Annotated in this window: 21 protein-coding genes and 3 pseudogenes; 13 read left to right on the forward strand and 11 right to left on the reverse strand. The window is 43.8% G+C overall.

The window, feature by feature from the left end; translation table 11 throughout:
- Positions 1-6 precede the first annotated feature (6 nt).
- The 6 genes and pseudogenes from LEPTO7376_RS27000 (at position 7) to LEPTO7376_RS00120 (ending at position 4,015) form a co-directional block, all read left to right on the forward strand.
- Positions 7-306, forward strand: a complete 300-nt coding sequence (locus LEPTO7376_RS27000) for a transposase family protein (protein WP_051188683.1) — start codon at positions 7-9, stop codon at positions 304-306.
- A 6-nt stretch (positions 307-312) separates the two neighbouring features.
- Positions 313-684 (forward strand): transposase family protein, encoded by a 372-nt coding sequence (locus LEPTO7376_RS27005; RefSeq protein ID WP_051188684.1) that lies wholly within the window; start codon positions 313-315, stop codon positions 682-684.
- An 86-nt stretch (positions 685-770) separates the two neighbouring features.
- Positions 771-1,642, forward strand: a pseudogene (locus tag LEPTO7376_RS28810) (IS630 family transposase).
- A gap of 17 nt (positions 1,643-1,659) precedes the next feature.
- Positions 1,660-1,776, forward strand: a pseudogene (locus LEPTO7376_RS26115) (IS5/IS1182 family transposase); the annotation flags it as partial.
- Between the two features lie 17 nt (positions 1,777-1,793).
- Positions 1,794-2,018: pseudogene (locus LEPTO7376_RS24130) on the forward strand (IS1 family transposase); the annotation flags it as partial.
- A gap of 395 nt (positions 2,019-2,413) precedes the next feature.
- Positions 2,414-4,015 carry a hypothetical protein gene (locus tag LEPTO7376_RS00120; RefSeq protein ID WP_216700272.1) on the forward strand — a complete coding sequence of 534 codons (1,602 nt, stop codon included), beginning with the start codon at positions 2,414-2,416 and terminating at the stop codon, positions 4,013-4,015.
- Positions 4,016-4,089: 74 nt separating this feature from the next.
- Here the strand turns inward: LEPTO7376_RS00120 and LEPTO7376_RS00125 are convergent, their stop codons facing one another.
- Positions 4,090-4,578 carry an N-acetyltransferase gene (locus LEPTO7376_RS00125; RefSeq protein ID WP_015132269.1) on the reverse strand — a complete coding sequence of 163 codons (489 nt, stop codon included), beginning with the start codon at positions 4,576-4,578 and terminating at the stop codon, positions 4,090-4,092.
- Positions 4,579-4,675: 97 nt separating this feature from the next.
- Between LEPTO7376_RS00125 and LEPTO7376_RS00130 the strand changes: the two genes are divergently transcribed.
- The 3 genes from LEPTO7376_RS00130 (at position 4,676) to LEPTO7376_RS00140 (ending at position 10,130) form a co-directional block, all read left to right on the forward strand.
- The gene (locus LEPTO7376_RS00130; protein WP_015132270.1) at positions 4,676-7,780 is read left to right on the forward strand and encodes a protein kinase domain-containing protein; all 3,105 of its coding nucleotides are present in this window, start codon (positions 4,676-4,678) and stop codon (positions 7,778-7,780) included.
- Positions 7,781-8,345: 565 nt separating this feature from the next.
- A complete protein-coding gene (locus LEPTO7376_RS00135; RefSeq protein ID WP_015132271.1) occupies positions 8,346-8,789 on the forward strand; it encodes a GNAT family N-acetyltransferase in 444 nt (147 codons plus the stop codon).
- A gap of 705 nt (positions 8,790-9,494) precedes the next feature.
- Complete coding sequence (locus LEPTO7376_RS00140) at positions 9,495-10,130, forward strand: ABC transporter ATP-binding protein (protein ID WP_015132272.1); 636 nt, start codon at positions 9,495-9,497, stop codon at positions 10,128-10,130.
- Here LEPTO7376_RS00140 and bioD read toward each other — a convergent pair.
- The gene (gene bioD / locus LEPTO7376_RS00145; RefSeq protein ID WP_015132273.1) at positions 10,127-10,834 is read right to left on the reverse strand and encodes a dethiobiotin synthase; all 708 of its coding nucleotides are present in this window, start codon (positions 10,832-10,834) and stop codon (positions 10,127-10,129) included. The genes LEPTO7376_RS00140 and bioD overlap by 4 nt on opposite strands.
- Positions 10,835-11,116: 282 nt before the next feature.
- On the opposite strand from bioD, the gene LEPTO7376_RS00150 reads away from it, so the two are divergent.
- Positions 11,117-12,112 carry a ribose-phosphate pyrophosphokinase gene (locus tag LEPTO7376_RS00150; protein WP_015132274.1) on the forward strand — a complete coding sequence of 332 codons (996 nt, stop codon included), beginning with the start codon at positions 11,117-11,119 and terminating at the stop codon, positions 12,110-12,112.
- Positions 12,113-12,195: 83 nt separating this feature from the next.
- On the opposite strand, the gene LEPTO7376_RS00155 is transcribed toward LEPTO7376_RS00150, so the two are convergent.
- The 3 genes from LEPTO7376_RS00155 to LEPTO7376_RS00165 all read right to left on the reverse strand — a co-directional run bounded on the left by LEPTO7376_RS00155 (position 12,196) and on the right by LEPTO7376_RS00165 (position 14,715).
- Complete coding sequence (locus tag LEPTO7376_RS00155; protein ID WP_015132275.1) at positions 12,196-12,693, reverse strand: GNAT family N-acetyltransferase; 498 nt, start codon at positions 12,691-12,693, stop codon at positions 12,196-12,198.
- Between the two features lie 107 nt (positions 12,694-12,800).
- Positions 12,801-13,352, reverse strand: a complete 552-nt coding sequence (locus tag LEPTO7376_RS00160) for a hypothetical protein (protein WP_015132276.1) — start codon at positions 13,350-13,352, stop codon at positions 12,801-12,803.
- A gap of 313 nt (positions 13,353-13,665) precedes the next feature.
- Positions 13,666-14,715, reverse strand: coding sequence for a fatty acid desaturase (locus LEPTO7376_RS00165; RefSeq protein ID WP_015132277.1), 1,050 nt, complete (start codon positions 14,713-14,715; stop codon positions 13,666-13,668).
- Between the two features lie 337 nt (positions 14,716-15,052).
- Here LEPTO7376_RS00165 and LEPTO7376_RS00170 point away from each other — a divergent pair, with 337 nt between their 5' ends.
- The 3 genes from LEPTO7376_RS00170 to LEPTO7376_RS00180 all read left to right on the forward strand — a co-directional run bounded on the left by LEPTO7376_RS00170 (position 15,053) and on the right by LEPTO7376_RS00180 (position 16,792).
- Positions 15,053-15,367: a TMEM165/GDT1 family protein gene (locus LEPTO7376_RS00170; protein WP_015132278.1), complete on the forward strand. Its 315-nt coding sequence runs from the start codon at positions 15,053-15,055 to the stop codon at positions 15,365-15,367.
- 12 nt (positions 15,368-15,379) lie between these two features.
- Positions 15,380-15,667: a TMEM165/GDT1 family protein gene (locus tag LEPTO7376_RS00175; protein WP_015132279.1), complete on the forward strand. Its 288-nt coding sequence runs from the start codon at positions 15,380-15,382 to the stop codon at positions 15,665-15,667.
- Positions 15,668-15,808: 141 nt separating this feature from the next.
- On the forward strand, positions 15,809-16,792 hold the full coding sequence (locus tag LEPTO7376_RS00180) for a 4-hydroxyphenylpyruvate dioxygenase family protein (protein ID WP_015132280.1): 984 nt from the start codon (positions 15,809-15,811) through the stop codon (positions 16,790-16,792).
- A 31-nt stretch (positions 16,793-16,823) separates the two neighbouring features.
- Here the strand turns inward: LEPTO7376_RS00180 and LEPTO7376_RS00185 are convergent, their stop codons facing one another.
- The 6 genes from LEPTO7376_RS00185 to LEPTO7376_RS00210 all read right to left on the reverse strand — a co-directional run bounded on the left by LEPTO7376_RS00185 (position 16,824) and on the right by LEPTO7376_RS00210 (position 25,929).
- Complete coding sequence (locus tag LEPTO7376_RS00185; protein WP_015132281.1) at positions 16,824-17,831, reverse strand: glycosyltransferase family 2 protein; 1,008 nt, start codon at positions 17,829-17,831, stop codon at positions 16,824-16,826.
- On the reverse strand, positions 17,831-18,538 hold the full coding sequence (locus LEPTO7376_RS00190; RefSeq protein WP_015132282.1) for an NlpC/P60 family protein: 708 nt from the start codon (positions 18,536-18,538) through the stop codon (positions 17,831-17,833). The genes LEPTO7376_RS00185 and LEPTO7376_RS00190 overlap by 1 nt, the downstream gene beginning before the upstream one ends.
- Before the next feature lie 57 nt (positions 18,539-18,595).
- Positions 18,596-19,045 (reverse strand): hypothetical protein, encoded by a 450-nt coding sequence (locus LEPTO7376_RS00195; RefSeq protein ID WP_015132283.1) that lies wholly within the window; start codon positions 19,043-19,045, stop codon positions 18,596-18,598.
- A gap of 11 nt (positions 19,046-19,056) precedes the next feature.
- Positions 19,057-19,869, reverse strand: a complete 813-nt coding sequence (locus LEPTO7376_RS00200) for an ABC transporter permease (RefSeq protein ID WP_041764535.1) — start codon at positions 19,867-19,869, stop codon at positions 19,057-19,059.
- 112 nt (positions 19,870-19,981) lie between these two features.
- Entirely contained in the window at positions 19,982-21,529 is a 1,548-nt protein-coding gene (locus LEPTO7376_RS00205; protein ID WP_015132285.1) for a pitrilysin family protein, read from the reverse strand.
- A 191-nt stretch (positions 21,530-21,720) separates the two neighbouring features.
- Positions 21,721-25,929: a TIR domain-containing protein gene (locus LEPTO7376_RS00210; protein WP_015132286.1), complete on the reverse strand. Its 4,209-nt coding sequence runs from the start codon at positions 25,927-25,929 to the stop codon at positions 21,721-21,723.
- Positions 25,930-26,205 lie beyond the last annotated feature (276 nt).

A 26,205-nucleotide genomic window follows, 5' to 3' on the forward strand; every position in this document is an offset into this window, starting at 1 on the left:
ATAGAAATGCCGACTTACGAACAGCTCCAACATTTATCTCCAGAACAATTCAGGAGAGCCTGTGGAGTTAAACTTCAGACTTTCAATCGTCTGGTAGAAGTCCTAGCAGAAGCTAAAGCAAAGCAAAAACCCGGTCGTCCCAGTGTTTTATCCCTGGAAAATCAGTTACTCCTCACCTTGGAATATCCGAGGGAATATCGCACTTATTTTCCTATCGCTCAATCATGGAGCATTCATGAATCAACAGTTTGTCGCATGGTGCAAAAAACAGAGAATACACTCATCAAAGAAACCGATTGCCACTGACCCGGCATGAAACAGCTCCATGGTTCAGAAGAGTTATCTCTAACAGTAGTGGTATGGATGCCACAGAACAGGCGATTGAAAAGCCCAAAAAAACAACATCTTTACTACTCAGGGAAAAAGAAGCATCATTCCCTTAAAGCTCAAATAGTTATTGCTTGGCAGTGGGCACAGATTATCTGTTGTGACTGTGAGAAAGGTAGCACCCATGACTTCAAACTACTCAAAAAGAGTAGAGTGCATTTTCAGCAGGGACAATTCTGCCTTGCCGACGCCGGATATCAAGGTCTACACAAGCGGCATCAGCGGAGTCTCACTCCTCACAAGAAGCCTAGAGGAGGAGAGTTGACTGCGAGCAGAAACAGGAGAATCAGCTCTTAGCAGCTCAAAGAATCATCATTGAGATGGTATAGCAGGCAAGGAGTGGGTTAAGACAGAATAGGATAGAAGCAATAAACATAGATGCCATGCCTGCTCCCCATAGTCTTGATTTACGCCTAAAAGCTGTTGCCGCCTTCGATAAAGGTGAACGAAAAAGTGATATCTGTCGCTTCTTTGGTATTAGCCGAAATACGCTAGACCTGTGGCTGAAACGACGAGAGAAAATCGGTTCAGTCGCTCCGAAGACAGATTACCGTCGAGGCCCTCAACCGAAGATTAATGATCTAGATGCTTTTCGTGCTTTTGCAGAGGAATATGGGCATCTAACCCAGAAGGAAATGGCGGAGAAATGGCCAGAGTCTATTAGTGATGCATCCAGACGTGAAGCTCTACGGAAAATTGAATTTACTCGAAAAAAAAGACCTATCGATATCAAGAGAGAGATAAAGAATTAGAAAAAGCATTTGTGGCACAACTGAAGCAGTATGGCCAAGAACGACTCGTATATATCGATGAAAGTGGATTTGATAATACCTTAGATTATGGGTATGGCTACTGCCATAAGTCAGAGAGGTTTATCGCAGAGAAGTTAGGTCATCGTACAGAACGAGTTAGCGTGATTGGAGGATGGCGAGAGGGAGAGCAGATAGCACCGATGGTATTTGAGGGCTATGCCAACAGCGCCTTAGTTTGCCAATGGGTAGAGGATTGCTTAGTGCCAGAGTTGATTCCGGGTCAAATTATTATTCTGGATAATGCCAGTGTTCATCCAAAGGAAAGAATACAAACATTGGTGGCGAAGGCAGGATGTGAAGTGATATTTTTGCCACCCTACTCACCACACCTGAACAAGATAGAGAAGTTTTGGGGGAGGTTAAAGAAGGAGATAAGTAAGCTCATCAAGAAGACTGAGGATTTGTTCGATGCCATCAGAATAGCCTTCTGTTCTATGTCCTAACCTTCTCCTTCGCTGCTATATTCAGAATGCTCAAAAGATTTCGTATATTATCCAGTCGATATCGTAACCGCCGTCGGAGATGGGGATTAAGACTTAATCTCATTGCTGGTCTCTACAATTTTGAATTGCCATAACCTTTTGCAAGAGGTCAAGTGATTTTTGGTCTGCTTATGGCCTCATCTTCCCGAGCAAACGTCATCGATTCGTAAGCAAAGAGACAGGAAAGACAAGTTATATTGAGCGATTCAACCGTACTTTGAGGCAAAGAGTTTTGCGCTTGGTGAGAAAGACTTTATCCTTTTCTAAGCAAGTCGCAAACCACATTGGAGCTATTTGGCTTTTTGTTCATCACTACAACTCATCCTTACCTCTTTAGGACTACCAAATCTGGCACTTCAGGCGATCAACCTAGCGGAATTTACGCAGCATTTATCGAACATAAAGACTTTTCAGACAACCTCTTAGGTAAACCTTTGTCACTAACAGATTCATTTAGACTATATAGTAGAGCTAATAAAAAAATAGATCTGCTGTATGATTTGATGCATGGTAATGGGCGAGATTGACAACTTAGATCATGGTTGCTGAAAGTGAGAAGGTGATCATCTTTTTATTAGAAAATTAACTATCTTTTTTAAAATAATTTGCAGTTTTATTTCGACTTGATATATGTCAACAAAATTTAAATCAAACATTGAAAGATGTTGATTTTTTTAAGCTTCTAAGATTATTCCTAGTAGGTTTGAATGATTTGCTTTAGAACAGGATATTTTGATGAAACTACATGCCACAATTAAAGTTGCTTCCCCAATGTTGTTATCCTTTTTCTTGGGTTTTAATATACAAAGACTTAATGCAGATGAAAAAGAGATTCGATATCAAAATTTTGAACTATTTCATTCCATCATAGAAAAAGATTATCCGGAACGAAAATTTCCTATTTATGATTATGCCCCAACAATCATGAAAGAAGGTGACTTATTTAAAATGTGGTGGCTAGGCCGCTCCACTGTTATCATTCCTGATCGTCAAGAAGATAATATCTTTTATGCCGAATCAACTAATGGTATTAACTGGTCAGAACCTCTTAATGTAATGCCTCCAGGTCATAATAATCCAAGTCTATATGGTTATTATGTTGGTAATCCAAGTGTTATTAAAGTTGGGGATATTTATCATATGTATATTAGTGCTGGAAACGGAGGTCAGTCTGCTCTAGGAGAATCAGTTCCTGTGAATGCAATTGGATACACAACAAGTAAAGATGGAATTAATTGGCAAGATATAAAAATCATTCTAGAGCCTTTTTTACTTAAAAATATATGCTGTGGTAGTTATGGTGCTGGTGAGCCTTCTGTTGTATTTCTCAATGGTTTTTTTTATATGGCCTATATAGATTCGACGGGCCAAGTCTCAAATCCAGTAAATGGATCTGGTGTTTATATGATTCGTTCCTCAACTGCTGATTTTTCTGAGCATGTAGAAGTTGTAACTGGTTATGGTGATTTTGTTGATTTAACAGCAGAAAATGAGACTCAATATCTATGGAAAGATAATACAAATGGTGGTGAATTTGCTTGGAGTGATGAGCTAGAAAGTTTTTTGTATTTGCGAGGTGGAACATCGAGTTTTTTGTTGGCAGATAGCAATTTGAAAATTCTTCAGGAGTTAGAATTTCCTGTCCCAAAAAATGGCTGGAGGGAAGAAAATACATTTGTGAGAACGCCCCAAGGTCATCTGTTAGATTTAGGTTTAGAGGATGGTATTGACGTCTTTGTTGTTGGAGGATATGTCACTCCTGATGTTGAGATAGATTCTGACTATTGGCCTAGCAATTTAGATATTTGGTGGACTGATTTTCAGGCTGTTAGATTCACTTTGCTCCAGGAAAATCAATCTGCAAATAATCATTTAGCCTTAAGGGTAAAGCATTTGAATAATGGCTGTCCTCAGGGATATCAAACAGTTGCGTCAATGGCTGAAATGTTAATTGATGCAGATGGCTATGATTTATCAGATGGTCAACAAAGCTGGGTACTCTGTAGTCTAATCATTGAGGAGTCTCACCCGAATCTGGTTACTCTTAAACATCTAAGTAATAATTGTCCGAACGGGTATGAGCGGATTGCTTTTTTAGAAAATCTGTATATCAAAGCGGATGGTTTTGATCTCGAAAAGCCTCAATATTGGATGGTTTGTACTTTGCAAAAAAATGGACGTAGTGTTGTCCTTTTAAAGGATGCTAAGAATGATTGTCCTTCTTCATATACAAGCTCAGCATTGTTGCATTCGATTCCAGCAAGAGCTGATAGAGTAAGTTTTGATCCACCAAGAGACTGGAAACTTTGTACTCTCTCGCTTGATGTGGAATAGAGAAAGAGAGTTTGAGTTTGTGCATCCTTGATGTGAGCTTGTCTTGGTAACTGAAATTTCAGGCGATCGCCCTTCTAGTATTCCAATAGTTTTTCGAGGAAGATCGCTTTACCGTAAATTGGGTTCAAGCCATAGCTTGCAAAGCCAAACCTTTCGTAAGCATTGAGAGCTGGATAGTTTTTGTCGAGGACTTCTAAAGTGATTTTGCAGGCATTTTTCGAGCGGGCAATTTTTTCGATTTCGCTGAGGAGTAACTGACTTACCCCCTGCCGCCGAAAGTCTGCATGGACAATCAAGTCATGGATATTAATTAAGGGTTTGGCTTTAAAGGTCGAAAAAACATGAAAGGCATTCGCTAGTCCTGCTGGTTTTTCGTCGGCATAACACAGGATTGAAAAAGCATGGGGAATTTTGGCTAAACGGGATACTAAATGAGTTTTGACATCTTCGGTTAAACCTTTGCCGCCACCAGATTCGCCCGACGCATAGTGATCTAAGAGAAAGACGAGATCTGCTGCATGGTTCGGGTCATTGTAATCGACGAGAGTGGTGGTGAAAGTCATGGCTGTAAAAAGGTTTCAGTATTGGTAACGTCATCAAGATGGCGGCGATCACCTTTTAGGATAGGGCACAAGAACGATAGCTGTGATGTGACGAACCATGCCTGAGTTTAGCCTCTGCTCCAATCCCCAATGTGCTCTCCCCAATAATGAGCTAACCGCCACGGACTGCGTGAGTTGTGGTGAAAGTCTTTTGTTGAATGGTCAATATCGCATTGTGGAGCTGTTGGGGCAAGGAGGCTTTGGGCGAACATTTAAAGCAATTGATGAAGAGCATCCGCAGAAAAAGTATTGTGCGATTAAGCAATTTTTACCGCAGCAGGTGCAGGCAAAAGAAAAGGTGATTGAATTGTTTGAGCAGGAGGCAAAACGTCTACAAACTCTCGGCAATCATAATCAAATTCCAGCACTCTATGATTATTTTCAGGTAGGCGATCGCCAATATTTAGTCCAAGAATTTATCGATGGCAAAAACTTGGCGCAAGAGCTGGAGGAACTCGGCAAATTTACGGCGGCAGACATCACGAAATTATTAAAAGAGTTGTTGCCAGTGTTGCGGATTATCCATCGCCGTCAGGTGATTCATCGCGACATTAAACCCGAAAATATTATTCGTCGTACACCGACAAAGGCCACTGAAAAATCGACTTTGGTTCTCGTGGATTTTGGGGCATCGAAACATGCGACCGAAACTACCCTCGGCAAAACAGGAACCATGATCGGCTCTGCGGCTTTTATTGCGCCAGAACAAGTGCGAGGAAAAGCAACGTTTGCGAGTGATCTGTATAGTTTGGGAGTCACTTGTATTCATCTGCTCACGGCGATCGCCCCCTTTGATTTGCTTGATACGGGCGACAATAAATGGGTGTGGCAGGATTTTGTCGATAAAAAATTCGACCCAAAACTCACCCGCATTCTCAACAAACTTTTAGAGCCTGCCACTAACCGTCGGTATCAACAAGCAGATGATGTTTTAGAAGATTTGCATGCGCCAGCCAGAGCCAAAAAGTTTCCACTCAAAGGGGCGATCGCCGCAACATTAATTATTGGCTTAGGCGTTGTGGGAGCGAACGCTTTATTAACGCCCATTCGCCAAAAGCTAAATCCTTCAGTTGTTGTACAGAATCCCGATTTGCCTCCCTTTCCTGCCGGTTTATACGCCACCATTGACGGTAATGAGCAAAATTTAACGCTGAAAAATACTGAAGTCGATGCCAAGGTTTCGGGGAATATCGCTGAAGTCGAAGTCATCCAAACGTTTGCAAATCCCTACGATCAGCCTCTTGAAGCGATCTATAAATTTCCCTTGCCCGATGACGCTGCCGTTGATGACATGGAAATCAAAATTGGCAACCAAACCATTCGTGGTGTGATTAAACGTTCTGAAGAAGCCGAAGCTATTTACGAAGAAGCAAAAGAAGACGGCAAAACAGCAGCACTTCTCGAACAAGAGCGAGACAATATTTTCACGCAATCCTTGGCGAATATTCTGCCCGGTGAAGAAATTGAGGTGACCATTCGCTATAGCAATAGTCTCAAATTTGAAGGGGAAGATTACGAATTTGTTTTCCCAATGGTGGTAGCTCCCCGTTACGGCGATGGCAACATTCAAGCATCAAGTATTGGTGGTGCGACGAGTGCCAAAGCATTACCGAAAAATCGTTCTGGCCAGGATATCAGCGTCAATCTCGAAATTGATGCGGGTGTCCCCATCCAAAACCTGACGTCGCCAACCCATGAAATTGCGACCCAATCTCTCAGTGGCAGCACTGGAATTTCCCTTGCTAATGCTGATGAAATCCCGAATAAAGATTTGATTGTTCGCTATCAAGTGACTGGTAAAGAGACCCAAGCGACGATGTTGGCTCAGGCGGATCAGCGAGGTGGACATTTTGCGACTTATCTCATTCCAGCAGTGGATTACCAAAAGGACGAAATTGTCCCAAAGGATGTGGTTTTTCTCATGGATACATCGGGCTCTCAGCGAGGAGCGGCCATTCGCCAATCGAAGGAGTTAATGCGGCAATTTATTCAGGGGCTAAATCCGCAGGATACTTTCACGATTATGGACTTTTCGAATACCACGAAAAAGTTATCTCGTGTGCCGCTCGACAATACTGAGACTAACCGCCAAAAAGCGCTGAAATATGTCAATAAAATCTCGGCAAATGGTGGCACCGAATTAATGAATGGCATTAATGAAGTGATGACTTTTCCTGAGGCGGAAGATGGTCGGTTGCGCACAATTGTGTTGTTGACGGATGGGTTGATTGGCGATGATCGCACGATTATCGGCATGATGGAAAAGCAGCTCAAACCGGGTAATCGTATCTTTACGTTTGGGGTTGGCTACTCTACTAATCATTTTTTGATTAATCGTTTGGCAGAAGTGGGACGGGGTGAATCGGAAATTTTGCCTGAATCTGAAGATCCGAAAGGAGTGGTGGCAGAGTTTTTCGAGGAAATTAATAATCCAGTGCTCACAAATGTTGAAGTGAGTTGGGTTGGTGGTGGCGATCGCCCTGAAATTTATCCGGAACATATGCCCGATCTCTATGACAGTCAACCTCTTGTTCTCCATGGGAAAAAGGGTGATCGCCAGAACGGTCAACTTAAGGTTACGGGCACAATCGCGGGTGGTAAACCCTACGAAAAAGTCTTTGATGTCAACTTTGATCAAGTGCAAGGCAATGGGGCGATCGCCCAGCTTTGGGGGCGGGCAAAAATCAAAGAATACATGAATGATATGTATTGGATGGAAACTACAGAAGGCGTTAATACCGTGACCAATACAGCGCTGGATTACCGGTTAGTTTCTGACTACACTTCGTTTGTAGCGGTGAGCGATGAAGTGCGAGTGGATTCCCGTGCCGAGACACTGACCCAAGATGTCCCCCTCGAAAAGCCTGAGGGTATGGAGTTTGATGCTCTGAATGCGCCGACTTCTGCCGGATCTGCCTCAACCGATGATATGGCTGCAGAATCTGCAATAGCCCCAACACCAAACACAAATCAAGCACCACAAGCTCAAACCACTCCAGTGCCTGTCGCGAAAAATGTGGCTCCCAGCCAGCAGAGTAATAATGGCAATAGTAAAGATGTTCCTGAACCGAGCCATATCATCGGTAACCTACTTGTCTTAATTACTTTAGGCTTCTTTTTCTGGAAACGTCGTCAACAGAAAAAAGCTAAACAATCTGGATAAATTACTTTGTGCTTTCAGAAGAATTAAAGCGGTTCTTTCTTAGCAGTCAAGATGCTTAATCATTACTCTTAGATTCTGCGCTTTCTACTGGTTTAATTTCAAAAGGGTGATTTACAAAATGGACAAGTTTTCTTGCATCCATCTACCTCAACATGCAATTTGGAGCACCGCCCCCATTTCCCCACAACAAATCTAAAATGTTTGCAACTATGACATTTCGCACATGTAATTTTTTCGTCCATTGACCTTACCCCTAAGTTTCCGCTGCAAGGATTTGCCTTAAACTTTCCTTAATCTAATTGTCTCACCCCAACAGCTCAAGATTCCAACCTCGTTTCGACAATGTAACAAAACATCAATTTAGTTGCTTGTCACGATGATCGTCTTGTATGTAAGGGTATGCTTTGTGTTTGTTTTTAAAGGGCGAGAAGTGTTCTTTTTCTAAAATGATCGGAATAGATCCAAAGCGATTATTGCTATTTTTCGCGCTAACAAAGTTACTCATGCTTTTCTATCGGATGGGAGCGATAAGTTAGAGTGAAATGGAAATTGAGAGCACTCAAGAATGATGAACGTTTTTCGGGCAGGTCTTGGTGAGTTAGACGAAGTAGCGCAATTATTTGATCAATATCGTGTGTTTTATCAGGCTGCTTCCGATATTCAAGCAGCGAAAGATTTCCTCCGAGAGCGTTTGCAGAAAGAGGAGTCTGTGATTTTTGCCGCACGAAAAGGCGATTGCCTGGTTGGATTTACACAGTTATATCCGAGCTTCTCTTCTGTATCAATGAAGCCAATCTGGATTTTGAATGATTTGTTTGTGGAACCCACTTCCCGAAAACAAGGCGTTGCACAATTGCTGATGGCAACTGCTGAAGATTTCGCTCGGAAAAGTGGCGCCATTCGTTTGGCTTTATCGACTCAAGTCGAAAACCTCGTAGCTCAGTCACTTTATGAGTCGCGCGGCTACATCAAAGATCAAGCCTTTTACCATTACACGCTTTCACTATAGCCATTCACAAAACGTGCAAAATTCTCTGGATAATCAGATTTTGAACCTAAAAAACTATCTCTAAATTAAATAATGCGGTGGCGATCACCTTTTATTTTTTGAATTTCTAAGTGTAGATAAAATACTAAGAATAAGAACTTTTTTCTAAATCTATGTAGCGAGATTATTTAGAGTAAAAAAGAACTGAAATTTTTCTTCGGCAAAATAGGATGTCTAAACATAACAATACCACCCAGAACTACTATCCCAGTGACTTCCATTTTGAGAGCTATATCGTTTAGAGGCGGCAGCTGCATCGCTCGAATGCCAGACAAGACAGAGTTCTTCAGCTGGGTTGCTCCCTATATTTACCAGTTATTGGAAGTATAGATTTTGAGTTTGGGTGGTATCGTTTTTCGACGAGACAGATATGTAAAGAAACAGCGGTTTTACTCTCCTTAAACTAACTTGGACAATGGCTGTTTTATCTGCCAAGAAAGAGGTTGTTTCTCTCTTTCCTCAATTCCTAATTTAGCAGCTTTGGCAGAGGATACTAGGCTTCTAAACCAAACTTAGATTTAACTGAGTATCAACTATTTTTGATATTAAGAAGGCTTTCGGAGGGTTCCCAATCAAGGAAATTGTTGTAGGGCGATTACTCTGAGATGTGACTTGCGACCCAAATAGCTATGCTACCTTAAACAAAGCTTTATCGCAGATCCCCGAATGCTATATCTCAAAAACTTGTCCTACCATCCGGCGGCAACAACGCAACCGATTTTGCGGGAAGTCAATCTCTCCCTTGCGCCTCAGGAGTTGGGCATGATTGTCGGGCCAAGTGGTTCAGGGAAGACAACTTTACTAGAGATTTTGGCAGGTTTGGCAGAGCAAACCCAAGGAAAGGTTCTCTGGAAAAAACAGGATTTAACGAGTATTCATCTCCAACAATTAGCTGGATTAGTTTTCCAATTTCCTGAGCGACATTTTTGTGCATCGACAATCTTAGAGGAGTTGCGGTTTGGGCACCCCGAATTACGTTTAGAGCAAGTGCAGGAAGCTTTAGCAGAAGTGGATTTGACGCACTTGGATCTTAAAAGTTCTCCCCATGACCTCAGTGGTGGACAGCAACGACGGTTAGCTTTGGCGGTGCAATTGATTCGACAGCCTAATCTTTTGATGCTCGATGAACCAACGGCAGGCTTGGATTGGTCAATGCGATCGCAACTAGCAAAACTCCTCGCCAAACTTAAAGAACATTGGACATTGCTCATCGTCACCCATGACCCCGATGAATTAGAAAGTATTGCTGATCGCTGTTGGCGCATTGACCACGGGCAAATTACCGTGACGAAAGAGCCTTAGATTTTTCGCGTTAACTCAAATGCCTTGCTAGGTAGTAATTGTTCTAAATTCCAAGTTGCGACAGTTTGGGCTAGGGAGTGGCGATCGCCCCAATCCTTTACATAGGGCAATACGCCTAACACTGGAATATTCGTGAATTTTTCAAGGATGCCTGGGGGAGCCAACTCTTCGATTTCTCCTTGGGCATCTGGCGTTCCACAACTAAGGATCAGACCTTGCAATTTAACATTGCGTTCTCGCGCCAAACTCACTTGGGCGATCGTCTGACCAATGGTTCCGAGCTTGACAGGCACTACCAGCACCGTCGGCAACTGCCATTCTCCCGCCAAATCCGCCACAATTTTGTCGTCCGTTACCGGAGACCCCAAACTTCCCAAAGATTCTGCAATCACAAACTCCTGTTCTGCGGCCAAATTCTGGAGCGATCGCCACACAAAATCTAGATCGATTTCTCTCCCTTCTAATTTCGCTGCGACAGGTGGCGCAACGGGCGTTTTATATTCCAGAGGCACAATTAAACTTGTCTGATCGTCACAAAAGTTCTCATACCACTGGCGATCGCCGATCCCCGTTTGCATCAATTTAATGACTCCTAGAGGAGCCAGAGGCAGGAAATGCCGCCAATAGGCAATTAAAGCTGAGCTAACCACTGTTTTTCCGACTTCAGTGTCTGTACCTGCTATAAATAAACAGTTTTCTAACATACGTAAAATTCAAATTGCATTCTAGAAGTTATTGAGTACAATAGTCCCTGAAAGAACAGTCGCTTCTTTAACATTTTTTTCATATTTTATTAACCATTTTCTGCTGCATCTATTTTGATGACTCCCCAGAAACATGACCGCATAGCTTGCTGAGCTCAACACATTGGCAATCGTAAACAAAGACTCTAGCGATGCAAGCCCCGGAAATGATCAAGGGAATGATTATGGTGCTTCCCCCTTTTGGATGTCCTTTATCAACCCAAAATAGAGGTTTATTCTGCTGTGAGCCATTCCGCTACCCTCGCCTTACAACAATCCCTTATCCAGACCACGACATCAAATAACCGGCTGCGTCTTTTTGCCGGTTCTGCTAACCAAGTTTTAGCGAATGAAGTTGCCCGTTATCTCGGACTAGATCTCGGCCCGATGATTCGGAAGCAATTTGCCGATGGCGAGATGTACGTTCAAATTCAAGAATCAATTCGGGGTTGCGATGTCTATCTCATCCAACCCTCTTGCCGTCCGGTCAATGATCACCTCATGGAGTTGTTGATCATGATCGATGCTTGTCGTCGTGCTTCTGCCCGTCAGATTACAGCTGTGATTCCTTACTATGGTTATGCACGTGCTGACCGTAAAACTGCTGGACGAGAATCTATTACCGCAAAATTAGCCGCGAATCTCATTACCCAAGCTGGAGCGGGTCGTGTGTTGGCGATGGATCTGCATTCGGCCCAAATTCAAGGTTATTTCGATATTCCTTGTGACCATGTGTATGGTTCGCCCGTTATTTTGAATTATCTCAATAGCAAAAATCTAGATGATATTGTTGTTGTTTCCCCAGACGTTGGTGGTGTTGCCCGCGCCCGTGCCTTCGCGAAGAAGTTAAACGACGCTCCCCTTGCGATCATTGATAAACGTCGTCAGGCTCACAATGTTGCAGAAGTGCTCAATGTTGTTGGTGATGTCAAAGGTAAAACCGCGATCTTGGTTGATGACATGATTGATACTGCGGGGACTCTGCAGGAAGGCGCACGTCTCCTCAGGAAAGAGGGAGCAAAACAAGTTTATGCTTGTGCAACCCATCCCGTATTTTCTGGCCCTGCGGTAGAACGTCTATCGAGTGGTTTGTTTGAAGAAGTGATTGTCACAAATACAATTCCAGTACCATCAGAAAAGCAGTTTGAACAGTTAACTGTATTAACCGTTGCGAACCTCCTTGGTGAAACAATTTGGCGGATTCACGAAGAAAGCTCTGTTAGCAGCATGTTCCGTTAATGGAAATCTTTTAATTTGGATTGAAAGTTTCAAACCAAAATAGTTTTTAGGCACCTAAATGGTGTCTTTTTCTGTCTGAATTTTTATGGTTCGGATGAGTTGTTGATGTGTTTAACGAAAACAAGATCGCAGCGTTTAGTTTCGATGTCTGTTGCAGCTTCGTATCCTGTGGATTCATAAATATGCCTGGCTGCTTGAAAACGGGTAATTGTTTCCACCCAGATTTGCTGATAATCTTTGGCGGCGATCGCCCCTTCGAGTGAGGTCATCAAATATTTCCCTAAACCTTGGCTGCGCACTGATGGCAGTAGATACACCTTTCGAATTTCAACGGCTTTTTCTCCGCGACTAATTGGATGATAGCCAGCCGTGCCAACAATCTTGCCATCCTGCTCGATGACCCAGAATTCTCCATCATTTTGCCAGTAGTGGGTTTCAATCTCGAAGACTTCTTTGTCTGCTCGCTCTGGTTCCCAGCCGACATCGTATTCTTCCAGAACCGCTTGAACAACTGCGGCAGCTGGGAGGCGATCGCCTGGTTGCCAATCCCGAATCCAAAACCCTTGCCACCTCTGATCCATAACTGTTGAATTTAGTGCTCTCTTAGCTGTTGCAAAATTATCCCACAGTCAATCAAGACAACATACAAGCAATCTAATATTTCATCTAAATATGTTGTGTTTGAAGGTTAATATTCCTGACCGCGAAATTTGCGCACGACTTTTTTCGTCTTAGCCGCTTTTGTTTGAGTTTGAGTCCCTGCTGTCATTTTCGGAGGAGTAAATTCTCCCTTCAACTCAACAATGCAGCTCATGAGGGCGCTATTTTGAATCTTTTCTTCCCCCGTTGCCGCCGCTACACATTTTAGACCTTTTACTGCTTCAATGGCGATCGTGTCTGCAGAAAAGGCAGGGAGTAGATCGTAAGCACCTTTTGCTTTTGCGAGTTGACGGTTTGTCAATATCAGTTTTGATTGAGCGGGTGTTTTCGACAGTAAAATTAATGGGATTTTTGTCGGGCGAGAGACGAGCCAGCGACAAAAATTAGTGACACTGATGTTAGCGGAGCCTTCCGACATCAAAATCACGTCAGGTGCTTGGTTCTCTGCTTCACTGACGAGCACTTTTTTCTGCAAATCGTTTTGCTGGTCGAGAACTGATGCTGACCAGTCTTGGGATTGTAAAATTTTCTGCCAGACGCGTGCTTGTAACGGGGATGTGTGCAAAATAAAAGCGTTCATGTCATAACCTCTAGGTCTAGGGCGGCAGATGGACCGAAGCGCGTAAATCCCATTGTGTTGGTTTAGAAACTGGATTTATGTAAATTTTGTGACTAAAACATAAAAAAATTAGGGTCTTATTGAAAACTTTTTTTTGAGACTACTGAGATAAAGTTTTGGCGATCGCCTCTCATTATTTCCATCTCTCTAAAACCTTGTTTTTTTCTTGTATAAAAGAATACTCTTTGTAAGAAAAAACACCCCAAAAATTTGGAGTGTCGAATCTAAATATTTTGTTTTCTAAAACGCTTTTCTTATCAAGATTTAGCGAAGACTAAGCTTGATTTTGGAGATGCTGCTTAAGAGGAATATAGTTTGTCTCAGGATGATAGATGTGGCATTCATCAGTGATAGTTTTCATCAATTCCCAATCAAACTTGGTTTCGTAAACATATTCTCCCCAATTTTCTTTAATGCTTGCATAGGCAGCGCGGAGATTGTAGGAAGGAATACCAGTTGAGAGGTGGTGAGGCACATGGACATTAATGTCATGACACAGCACTTCAACCCACGTGGGATAGTCACAGTGAACTGTACCAGCGAGTTGCGCCATTGCTTCGTTCCACTCGTCACTATATTTGAAAGGAATTTCAGGGACAGTGTGGTGAACAAGTGTGAAAGTACTCATCCAGAAGTGGTAACCAATCCAAGGCATTAACCAGAATTTGACGACACCCCAAGCACCGAGGTAGTAGAACATCGCGGGGAAGATAATTGCCGCAGAGACAATCACAAACCAAGCGGAAAAACGGAACTGTTCACCTTTTTTGCCATCGAAACGATCCATTTCGAAGTGCAACTTCATTTGGTGAGCAATGGAAGCTAACCACCAGAAACGACCACGCATGTGCTTGTAGATGAATTTCAGCCATACAGGCGCGTCATCGTAGTCTTGGGGAGTGAAGGGAGCCCAAGCGTTATCCTCATCCATATTATTCGTATGGGTGTGGTGGTGGTTATGAAGTAATCGCCAAGGGTGGAAGGGATAGATGAGGGGCAAAAAGGCGAGGTGACCAACGAGGTTATTCACCCAATTTTTCCGGGAGAAGGAGCGGTGACCACAGTCGTGCCCGATTACGAAAAAGCCTGTTAGAGCAGTGCCCGTCAGGAACCAAGCAGGTAACAAAAGATACCAAGGGGCGATCGCCAAGAGAGCATAGCTGGCAACCACAGCCACCACACTCAATAGGACTCTAGACCAAGCCTTTAACGGATTAATCTCGTAAACAGACTTTGGGATGGTATTTAGGATATCCCGCATCCGCAAATTCGGATGTTTTTCCAAAAGAGTTGTGGCGCTAGGGCGCACAGGAGCTGATGTCATAGATATTCTTTGCGAAATGTTACATGGTTTCTAATGGTTATACCATTGATCCCCATAAAGAAGCTGCTTTTTCCAGTCCTTATTCTGCATTTTGCAAGGCTCTATTGGATGATTTCGCGAGGTGCTGAATGTTACATTTCTCCGCTCAAAGGCTGACTATAGATTGGTCTGCTTGATCGTGGAGCTCATTTTATTTGTGTTGTGATTAGGCTCAACAATATTTAGGGCGATCGCGGAAACTGCTAGACTATGCGATGGTTTGGACGCACACTTATCATTGTTGCGTTTTAAGATTTTTCATTACATTATCTCTACTTATTTCCTTTTTTTGAACACTATGGCTACGAGTCCTACACCTCGCACAGAAAAAAGATGGTCAGTTTGGACAGTATTTAGCTCGACTTTTCTGACAATTTTTATTGCTGAGATGGGTGACAAAACCCAATTGGCTACGTTATTAATTGCAGCCCAGTCGACGGCTCCTTGGATTGTTTTTTTGGGAGCAGCTTTGGCCTTGATTGGCACTAGTTTGCTTGGAGTACTCATTGGCTATTGGCTCGCAAAAAAGCTAGCTCCAGATGTTTTAGATACGCTAGTTGGCATTTTGATGCTGGTGATTGCAGGTTTGTTGATTGTCGATATGGTGGCATAGCTGGAAAAGATTATGGATTGGCAATTACTTGGTTTAACGTTTATCACTGTTTTTCTCGCAGAGATTGGTGATAAGAGTCAGTTGGCGGCGATCGCCCTTGGTGGCAGCTCAAAATCTCCGATCGCTGTATTCTTCGGCTCAACCCTTGCATTGATTACGACAAGCTTGTTGGGGGTGATTGCTGGGGGGACAGTGGCGCAATTCATTCCAACTCAGGCTTTAAAAGGCTTTGCTGCCATTGGTTTTGCAATTTTGGCAGTACGTTTGCTGTGGTATTCCTCCCAAAGTGAAGACGATTAAATGACGCTTTATGTTGATTTTTTCCATCCAAAAAACCCGAGTTTAAAATAGTTTGTAGTCGGCTCACAACGAATCAGCAGGAAATCTTTTGCTCATTCTCCCACCACGATTGTGATCGATTTTCGCTATTAACTAGGGTTTATGGTTGTGAATATTTCTCAGGATTTGGCGATCGCCTATGTGCATTTTTATGTCGACAATCTTCCCTATTGGCAACAGCAGTTTCAGCAAATCTTTGACCTTGAAAGTGTGGAAACTCGGGTTCATTTTCCTCATCTTTCTGATTGTGATGTACTGCTTAGATCGTCAGCTCTTCAATTTGTTTTATCTGCACCTCATAGCTCCAATAATTCCGTTAAATATTATCTCAACCAACATCCTTGTGGTGTCGCAGATGTGGCGTTTTTTGTCAGCCCGGCGCTACTTCTTAATCTAAATTTAAATCTTTCAATGCCAACAACAATCGAAAATCCTGTTGGATTTAAACACACTTTAATCCCTGAAAAAAATATAGCTAAAAGTAATAGTAATATTGATCATGTTGTGTTGAATGTTGCCCAAGGTGATTTAGAGAAAACCCTGAGTTGGTATATCGAAAAACTGGGGTTTCAGCAGAAGCAATCTTTTCAAATTCAAACAGAATATTCTGGCCTGACTTCGCGGGTTTTAAAACATCCCAGTGGTATTCAAATCCCTATTAATCAACCGGGTGATAATCGTTCACAGATTCAGGAATTTATTGACTATAACCGTGGTGCAGGTGTCCAACATATTGCAATTCGACAACAAGATTTACCCGGAAAAATTCATGAACTACGGCGGCAAGGACTTGATTTTTTAACTGTTCCCCAAACCTATTATTGCAACTTGGCACAGCGATATCCATTTCTCTCAAAACTATCGCAGTGGTCGAGCATTAAACAAGCTGAAATTCTTGTTGATGTGGTGCGATCGCCAGAAATGATGTTAATGCAAATTTTCACCCAGCCAATATTTAAAGAACCAACATTTTTCTGGGAATTTATTGAGCGTAAAGAAGGGGCAACAGGCTTTGGAGAAGGAAATTTCCAAGCGCTATTTGAAGCGATTGAAACAGCTCAAAAGCAACGTGCTATTTTCTCATAATTCAAAAAGGCTGATTGCTGATTTTGCGAACCTATTTTTTAAAATCTTTGGAACTACCAAAAATGGAACGAATACGGTAGATTGGTCGACCTTGAGACTCATGATAAGTTCGCATTAAGAGTTCACCCAAAAGACCAAATCCAAAAAGTTGTAAGCCTGCTAGAAATAAAATTGCAACGAGGATGAGTAAAGGGCGATCGCCGATCGCTTGGCCCATCAAAATTTTCACGGTCGACAGATAAAGCCCGAGTATAAAACCAAGAGACATCATCAGTAGACCCAGATAGCCAAAAGCATGCATTGGGCGAGTTAAAAACTTACGGATAAACCAAACTGTGAGCAAATCTAAAAGGACACGGAATGTTCGATCTAACCCATACTTACTGCTACCAAATTGCCGGGCGTGGTGGCGTACCGGAATTTCCGCGATTCTGGCTCCCTCAATAGATGCCAATGCAGGAATAAAACGGTGTAGTTCGCCATAGAGATTAATGTCGGCCAGCAATTCAGAACGGTATGCCTTGAGCGAGCAACCATAGTCATGTAGCGTCACTTTTGTCACTCGACCAATCAATAAATTGGCAATTTTTGAGGGCACAAGCCGCGTCCATTTATTATCCTGACGATCCTTCCGCCAGCCGCTGACGAGATCGTAGCCTTCATCCATTTTTTCCAACAGATTGGGAATGTCCGCTGGATCATTTTGTAAATCGGCATCGAGAGAAATCACAATCTCCCCTGCTGCATTTTCAAAGCCTGCTGCCATTGCTGGGGTTTGGCCGTAATTTCGTCGCAGTAAAATTGCCCGTAAGTCATCCCGCTCTTCTGCTAATTTTTTGAGTAAGGCGGCTGATCCATCACGAGAGCCATCGTCAACACAAACAATTTCGTAGGTATAGTTGTTTGCCTGCATCACATCGGCGATCGCCTTAACGAGGTGCGGAAGGCTTTCCACTTCGTTGTAAATTGGCACCACAACAGAAATTGTGCTAGTGGTCACAGAAGACACGGGAGTATTCACAGGGGCAGTGCTGAGCATCAAATAAGCTGACAAATTAACGATGGTGGGGCGTAGCTCTCATTCACCCGACCAAATCCCAAAAGAGTTTGGTGGTAGGCGCGGCTAATCGTATCCCAAGGCTCCCAGAGGCGATCGATCTCAATACCATTGCGACCCATATCTCGCCCAGAGCTGTGGATATAATAACCCTCTCCGAGGTACAGAGCGACATGATCGATGCGTTGTTCCTTGGCGAAAAAGATTAAATCGCCTGGTAACAAGTCTTCTAGGCTAATACTCTCGGTGAAATCCCCTTGTTGGTAGGAGTTTCGCGGTAGCCAAATGCCCTCGGATGCAAACGCAGACTGCACAAAGCCAGAGCAATCATAGTTTGGTGCTGTGGTGCCACCCCAGAGGTAGGTGTTGTTCACTCGTTTTGCAGCCTGGGCAAAAATGATAACGGCTTCTAATTTTTCCTCGATTTCGTTACGGCTATAAGGGACAAACTCGTAATGATCTTCGGCGATTTCGAGGGCAGACAATCGGTCTTTTTTGAGCCAAGTACAATAACCATCTTCGACAGTCATTACTCTAACGGCATGGTCATTTTCTTTATTTAGCATCTGGATACGGCGACCTTGAGCGGCTTGGCTACCGAGGGAGGTGCACTCTGGATCGTCGTACAAATCGAGATTTTCTAAACAAAAATATTCGCCGCTAGGGGAAGGGGGCAAAGACATGGGCATGAAAATATCGAAGGTGCTAAGGGGTTTTGAAAGACTAGGGAAATCCCAACTTTGGGGTTATTCTATCGCTACTTCATGGGGTCTTACCTTTAAGGTCAGGCGATCGCCATATTCGATATCAGAGATGGGTGGAGCGATAAGTTCTACTGTGTGTGGATCTTGAAAATGGTTGATCTTTGTCTCGGGGTGTGGGTAATAAATTAGGCCATCATATTGGCGATCGCCCACAAGGATTTGGCAGGGACAAAAAGAAAATGTTTCTGAGTCAAAATCTGGATGCCATTTTAGATTGGGGAAAGTATAGCTTGGTTGTCGCAATCTAAATGTTTTTGGGGCAATGGATAGATTTAATGTACCCGCAAAATAAGGCGTCAGGTCTAGACCTAATCGTTTGAAATGGGGTGTTTGGAGAGCAATGGTTCCAGCTTCATAGGGACTATCTTTTGCTAAGCCGGAAGCCACTTGATGCCCTTTTAATAAAACGCCTTTGACCGCTTGCCATGTCATTGTGCTAACCTCTAATTTCTTTGGTGGGAAAACTGATAAGCGCCCACAAAGGCCAAGGCGATCGCCACACCTGCCAAAATGGGAATCGCATGCCAAGGAAATTCAGATAAAGGTAAATAGGCCGCAGACCTTAAGCCTGTTGTGGTGTAGGTCAGCGGAATTAAATAAACTACTGTCCGAAATGCTGTGGGCAATGTTTCTGGATCAAAGAATGTTGCACCGAGGAAAGACATCGGCACAATCAGAAAATTATTGAGGATGCCAACACTTTCGAGGGATTTGACCCGTAGGCCGACGATTACACCTAAGCCCGCAAAAACCGAGCAGTTGAGGATGAGGAGTAGGAAAAAGAGGGGGTTGAGGAAGCTAAAGACTTTACCCGTAAATAAAATCGCCACCACAATGACGGAGCTAGCGGTGAGGAGACCACGGAGAATGCCTGCCATCATTTTGCCGAGATGCAAAGCGAGTGGATGCACGGGCAACAGCAGTAATTCTTCAAAAGTTTTGTTGTAGAGGCGATCGCCACAAATCGAAAATGTTGTGCCGCCAAAACTAATCGTCATTGACGAGAGTGCCACCATCCCTGGCAAAATAAACTCTAGATAGGTGTCGCCCGCAGGTGGTGTAATCGCTCGATCAATAGCGCCACCCAAACCTAAACCAAATGCCAAGATGTAGATTAGCGGTGAGATTAAACCTGTTGCTGCTACCTGCTTTAGGCGTACCCGCAACTTAAGCCAGTCTCCCCAAAATACCGCTAAAGTATCCGACCAAATATTTGCCAACTCTGATTTTGGCTTAGATGGCTTCGGTGAAGACAGTGATGGAGAGGGCGGTGATTCGAGCTTGACCACGGTTAAAGCACTGGAATGTTACATCGCTTAACATTATACGGGCATCCGGTTTGTCAGTTCGAGGCGATCGCCGATTCTACTACTCTTCTGCGACGGGAAGTAATTTTCCAATTGTTCGATTTTCTGGCGTAAACGTTTCCTGAGCGATACGCTGAATATCTTCTGCTGTTACTGCTGCAATCTGATCTAACTGTTTAAAGAGATTGCGCCAATCACCAGTAGTTACTTCATAGCTCACTAATAATCTCGCCATCCCTAAATTTGAATCTAGTGATCGCAGCAAACCTGCTCGTGCTTGAGTTTTGACCCGCTCTAGTTCTTTCTCGTCAACGAGTTCAGTTTTTAGTTTGTCTAGTTCCTTGCCCAATATTACAGCCACATCATCCACGGATTTTCCTGGTGCAGTGAGGGCATAGAAGAGCATAAGATTTGGATATTTACTTCCCGGAAAACCACCGAAGCCTTCGGCATTTAAAGCAACTTGCTCTTCTTCTACTAGAGATTTGTAGAGGCGAGAGGTACGACCATCACTCAAAATTGACGCGATAATGTCATACACCACAAAGTCAGGGTCTGTTACGGATGGGGCATGATAACCCTCTAAATACCAAGGTTGGGTCGGCAGTTCTAGGGTGACTTCGCGAGTTTCTGTTTGGGGTGGTTCTGCTGGAAGTGGTGTATAAACTGACTTTTGATCCGTCGGAAATCTACCAAAATAGGCTTTTGCCATCATCTGAACTTGCGCTGGATCGACATCTCCCACAATGGCAATGGTGAGATTATCGGGGGCGTAATGTTCTTCGAAAAATTCTTTCACGTCTTGGCGAGTGAGGTTGCGGATATCTTCGTTGTAGCCAATAACAGGGCGTTTGTAGGGGTGGGTTGTAAAGGCTGTGTCAAGGAATGCTTCCACCATTTGACCGATGGGAGAGTTGTCGGTTCGCATCCGACGCTCTTCGAGAATGACGTCTTTTTCTTTATAAAATTCGCGGAACACTGGATCGAGGAAACGGTCGGATTCCAAAGACATCCACAGTTCGAGTTTGTTGCTGGGAAAGCTGTAAAAGTATTGGGTATAGTCTGCGGAAGTGGCGGCATTTAAACCAACTCCTCCAGCGGATTCGACCACTTGACCGAAGGCATTTTGGACAACGTACTGATTAGCTTCGGCTTGGACTGCTGTAAATTTTTCTTGTAATTCGGCGATCGCCCGGTCGTTTTTAGCGGTTTTGGCACTTTGGAGATCCGCAAAAATCACATCGAGTTCGTCGAGTAAAACCTTCTCTGCTTCGTAGTCTGTCGTGCCGAGATTCGTACTGCCTTTAAATGCAAGGTGTTCTAGGAAATGGGCAACCCCTGTTTTCCCATCTGGCTCATCGACACCGCCCACATCGGCATAGGTGACAAACGAAACCACGGGAGCATTGCTGTCTTCTAGGACAATAAATTGCAAACCATTATCGAGCTTAAATTCTGTGATGCGTTCGATCACTTGGTCGAGATAAGGCTGAATTGAGGGAGAAGCTGCGGGTGTTTCCGCGAGGGCGAGGGGAGAAAAACTGCTACAGCCTAAAATTGCGAGACAACAACCAACCAGCAATTTTTTACGAAAAAACCCTTTCAACATAAACCTGTCTACAACCAACGACTCAAACTAACTTTTGTATTGTAGATGATTCAACCCGGTGCCGTGTTATCCACTTTTTTCTGGAATCTATCGCCAAAATAATTAGTCTATACAGAACTCAAAATGCTGGACTTCACTTGGATAAAGAGAGAGGGACTGTGGCATAGGCGATCGCCGCATTACTTTAGCCATCAGACTCCTTCATCATTATTGGGAGTGACCTCGTCGTTTTTAGATTCTTCTACCGAAGACACCTCCGATACATTTGCACAAAGTTCACGATCTTCTGAGGTTAAGCGCTCATTGTATTTCAAGAAACCAGAACCCCATTTACAGGCTTCAGCTAATAATTCATCTAGGCTGAGTTTTTGGGTGACATCCCAAATAATGGCTGTATTGTCATCACTACCGGAAGCTAGTTGTTTACCATCAGGACTGAAATTGAGATCGATGACATCACTGCGATGACCGCGATAGGTTGTGATAAATTCGCCATCCGGTTTCCAGAGTTTAATGCGATCATCGCCGCTACCAGAAACAAGGGTTTCACCATCGGGACTAAAGATAACGCTGTAGACCGAGTCGTGGTGACCCGTAATTGTTGTCTGCAATTCGAGATTATTCACATCCCAAATCTTGATAGTATTGTCGCCACTACCAGAGGCAATGAGGCTACTATCTGGGTGAATGGCAACGGATAGCACGGAGCCTTCATGGCCATCAAAGGTGTGTAGCAATTTTCCTTCCCTGCTCCAAGCACGGACGGTGTTGTCCCAGCTACTCGTCGCAATAAAGGTGCCATTATCGCTAAACGTAATATCTGTAATGGCGTCACTATGGCCATTGATGGGCGTGATAAATCGCCCACCTCTATCCCAAATTTTTGCCACTTTATCGCGGCCTGCCGTTGCAAATTGTTTCCCGTCAGGACTAAAGGCGATCGCCAAAATATCGTCATTATGGGCATCGTAGGTGGAAACGAGCTTACCCTCCGATGTCCAAATATACATATTCCCTTCTTCGTCGCCTGTGACAACCTGCTGACCATCTGGGCTAACGGCGAGAGACACAAGTTGCGCTTTCATTCTCTCGTCTTCAAAACTCAAGAAAATTGGATTTTCGCCTTCTAGGCTCCATTCTTTTAACCGCCCATCTTGGGCAACGGAATAAATACGTTGACCATCTTGATTAAAGGTAATACCAGAGACTGCCTGACTGTGACCGTAAAGCACTTTCAGAAGAGGACTACCCTGCCATTCCCAAACGAGGAGAGTGTTATCCAAACTTCCAGAAATAATCGTTTTGTCATTAGGATGAACATCAAGGTGGATAACCCGATCGGTATGGCCAGCAAGGGTGGTGAGAAGATAACCATCAATAGACCAAATCTTTAACGTATTGTCATCACTGGCGGTCACTAAAAAATCGCCGTCATGACTAAATTTCACTGAGTTAATGGGGGCAGTATGACTAACAATACTGTCGAGATCGCTCACGTCATTTACTGGGGTTCTGTTGGCGAGAGCGTGATCTTCATCCGTATTACTCACATCGTCTTCTGCTTCTCCTGTGCGGAGATCCCATAATTTGATGCTCTGATCGTTGCTCACTGAGGCAAGATGGCTACCGTTTGGACTAAAAGCAACAGATGTCACTTTGTCTGTGTGTCCCTCTAAAGTGTCGAGGAGATCGCCTTCGAGATTCCAGAGTTTAATGGTTGTATCCTGGCTACCTGTCGCCACCATATCTTTGGATGGATGGAAGTGGGCGGTATTTAACTTATCGACATGACCTGTAAAGGTTACGAGGCGTTCACCCCCTTTGACGCGCCAGAGTTTGGCGGTTTTATCACTACTGGCTGAAATGATGGTTTTACTGTCTTCGCTAAATTCGAGGGAATTAATCTGGTCGAGGTGTCCAATAAGGGAGGTGACGAGTTTGCCGTCTAGAGTCCAGAGTTTGATTACACGGTCAACACCTGCTGTGGCGAGGAGTTTGCCATCGGGGCTAAAGGCGATCGCCAAAACGGAGTCATTATGGCCTTCAATCGTTTGCAATAACTCACCCTCTGGTGTCCAGAGTTTAACGGTGTTATCGACGCTGGCAGAGGCGATATATTCCCCCGTCGGGCTATAGGCAACGTTGAGGATGGGGGCATGGTGACCAGAAAAACGATTTTTGGCGCGGGAACCATAAACGGATTGTCGCAGAACTTCCTCTACTTCCTTCGTCACGTTGGGGGCGGTATCCACCCCTAATTTTTTAAGTTTGACGCCTGCACTAATCGCTTTTTTGAGGGCATCGAGTTGGTCATTCAGGGCAAATAGCGCTTTTGTCGTTGTTGTAATGGAAAGGGTTTCACTGATTTTGAGTTGTTTATTTTGCTTGAGAGCATAAACACCAATAATGACGGCGATCGCCGCAACACCACTCACTAAAACAAGTAAACCTTGTAGGATCGTTTTTTGTCGTTTTTCCCGACGAATTGCCGCTTCAATGGCAGCCTTACTTTTCGTGATAAATCCCTGTTGCAGCTCTGTCGCAGGTGGATTTTTTTGCTCTATTTCCGCTGATTTTAACCACGCCTCTGCAAGGGTAAATTCGCTACCTCGTAGCAGCATGTCCTTGGTTTTGCCTTTCTCTTTCCATTCAAGCGATCGCTGGAGCCATTTGGTGTGGCTTTTTACGTGGTCGCGGTCAAGATCGAGTGTGCGAATGAGATCGCTAAAGTTCGCATTAAAATCACCATTGTGCCGCCTAAAATCAATCCACTGGATATTTGCAAAGGCTGGATGCACCTTTTCTTCCGCTACTGGACGATGGAGGATAGTGACAAAACGTTTGTTTAAACTCGCTGCAAACTCCACCTCATCCACGCAATATTCTGAGGTGATCGCATCGGGCGAAATAATAAATAGGAAATTGTCGCATTGTTCAATGCCTTTATAAATTTCCTGCTGAAAGTCTGCTCCAGACGCAATACTCTCTTGGTCAAACCAAGCCGTTTTACCTTGAATCTGCAATGCTTCATTCACTTTCCGCGCAAAATCAGTGTCTGCGCGCGAGTAGGAAATAAACACATCCAGCGACTGATCGGGGGGCTGGGCCGCACTCGCCTCTAGAAATTCATGGTGAATGGGCAGAGCTGGATAGCGGGGATGTTTTGCGGCGAGAGTAACCCAACTTTGGGCATTTTTGAGGTTAAAACCTCGATACAAGATACTGGCGTTACCGTCTTGCTCTTTCCACTTCAGCGCCTGAACTAAAATCGCTTTGTGCTGATAGTGGTAAACGCTATCTTCTTGTAATGATTTAATCAGACGAGTTAAACCCTGCTCATATTGCTCTGGGTTTTCGGTGTTGGCAATGTCGATAAATTGCAGCGATCGCCACTTCTCTGGAATCTTTTCAATATCCGTCGGACAAACCAATAGTGAAATAATGCGCTTATTTAGTTCCGCTGCATATTCCAGTTCTTGCTGACAATAGATCGAATTTAAAGAATCCTCTGAAATTAGAAAAACGATCGTATCTGCCCGCTCAATACCGTGATTAATCTCCTGCTGGAAATCTGCCCCAGTCTTAATATCCGTTGTATTCGTCCATATGGTTTGCGCTTCACGTCTCAATCGCCGCGCCACCACCTGCATCACATTCTGATCATGTTCCGAATAGCTCAGAAACACATCGGTTAGTTGATTGTTGGAATTTTTTTCACTCTCGCAAATATATTCACAGTGCAATGCTGTTGGTTCGCAGGGTGGCTGTTCATCCTTAAAACGGTGGCTTAACCATTTGTTTGCCGCTTTACGCTCATCCCCAGTTAGGAGGAGACGAGTTTGGCGATGATTACGATCCCACTCCAATGCCTTCGTCAAGAGGAATGTATGTTGGTGTACATAGTCTTCTTGCTTGTGCATGAGGCCGATTAAGCCTTTGAGAGATTCTTGATAGTCGTCAAGACCTTCACGGAAATAAATCCAGTTAATTTTGCCGATGCTGGGATGCATATTCGGAAAGCTGGAATGTTTTCCTGCGGCTTTGTAGGTTTCCCATTCCTCTGCTGTGCCACCAGGGTTACGTTGCTGCCAAGTTTCAAAGGTGATGTTCTCGACATGGAGTAACGGAATAATCGGTTTATTTCGTTTTAGGGCAAGGACAACTTCTTTGAGGCAATAGGGTGAATTAACGGAATGGGGCGCAATAATGTAGAGGAAATTGTGCGCTTTTTCGATGCCATCGTCGATTTGATTTTGAAAGTCTACACCCAGCGGAATGTCGTTCTGGTCAAACCACATGTTAAATCCGGCTTCGCTGAGATCCTGTTGTAGTTTGCTTGCGAAGGCCTTGCTATCTGCACGACCGTATGAAATGAAACCGTCAAAGAAGCTATTAAACATAGGGAATGGAGCCGCGGGGTAGACACGAAATGGATTAAAGCCAGTAGTAAGGGGAATTACTCCGTCAGTAATGGTGAGAGTGCCATTGGACTAGGGAAAAACTGAAGCCATTTATTGAGGTAAAGGAGCCCAGAACAAGAAGTTGAGACTATGGTAATCATATAATTTCTTGTAGGTGTGATCCCCTTATTTCGTGTATTTGATTGTGAATTTTTTAGTAGGGTCTGCTGCTGTCTTTAATTAATCTTTATTTACACGATGGTTCGGTGTGGGAGG

This window comes from [Leptolyngbya] sp. PCC 7376 (genome assembly GCF_000316605.1).
Classification (GTDB): domain Bacteria; phylum Cyanobacteriota; class Cyanobacteriia; order Cyanobacteriales; family MRBY01; genus MRBY01.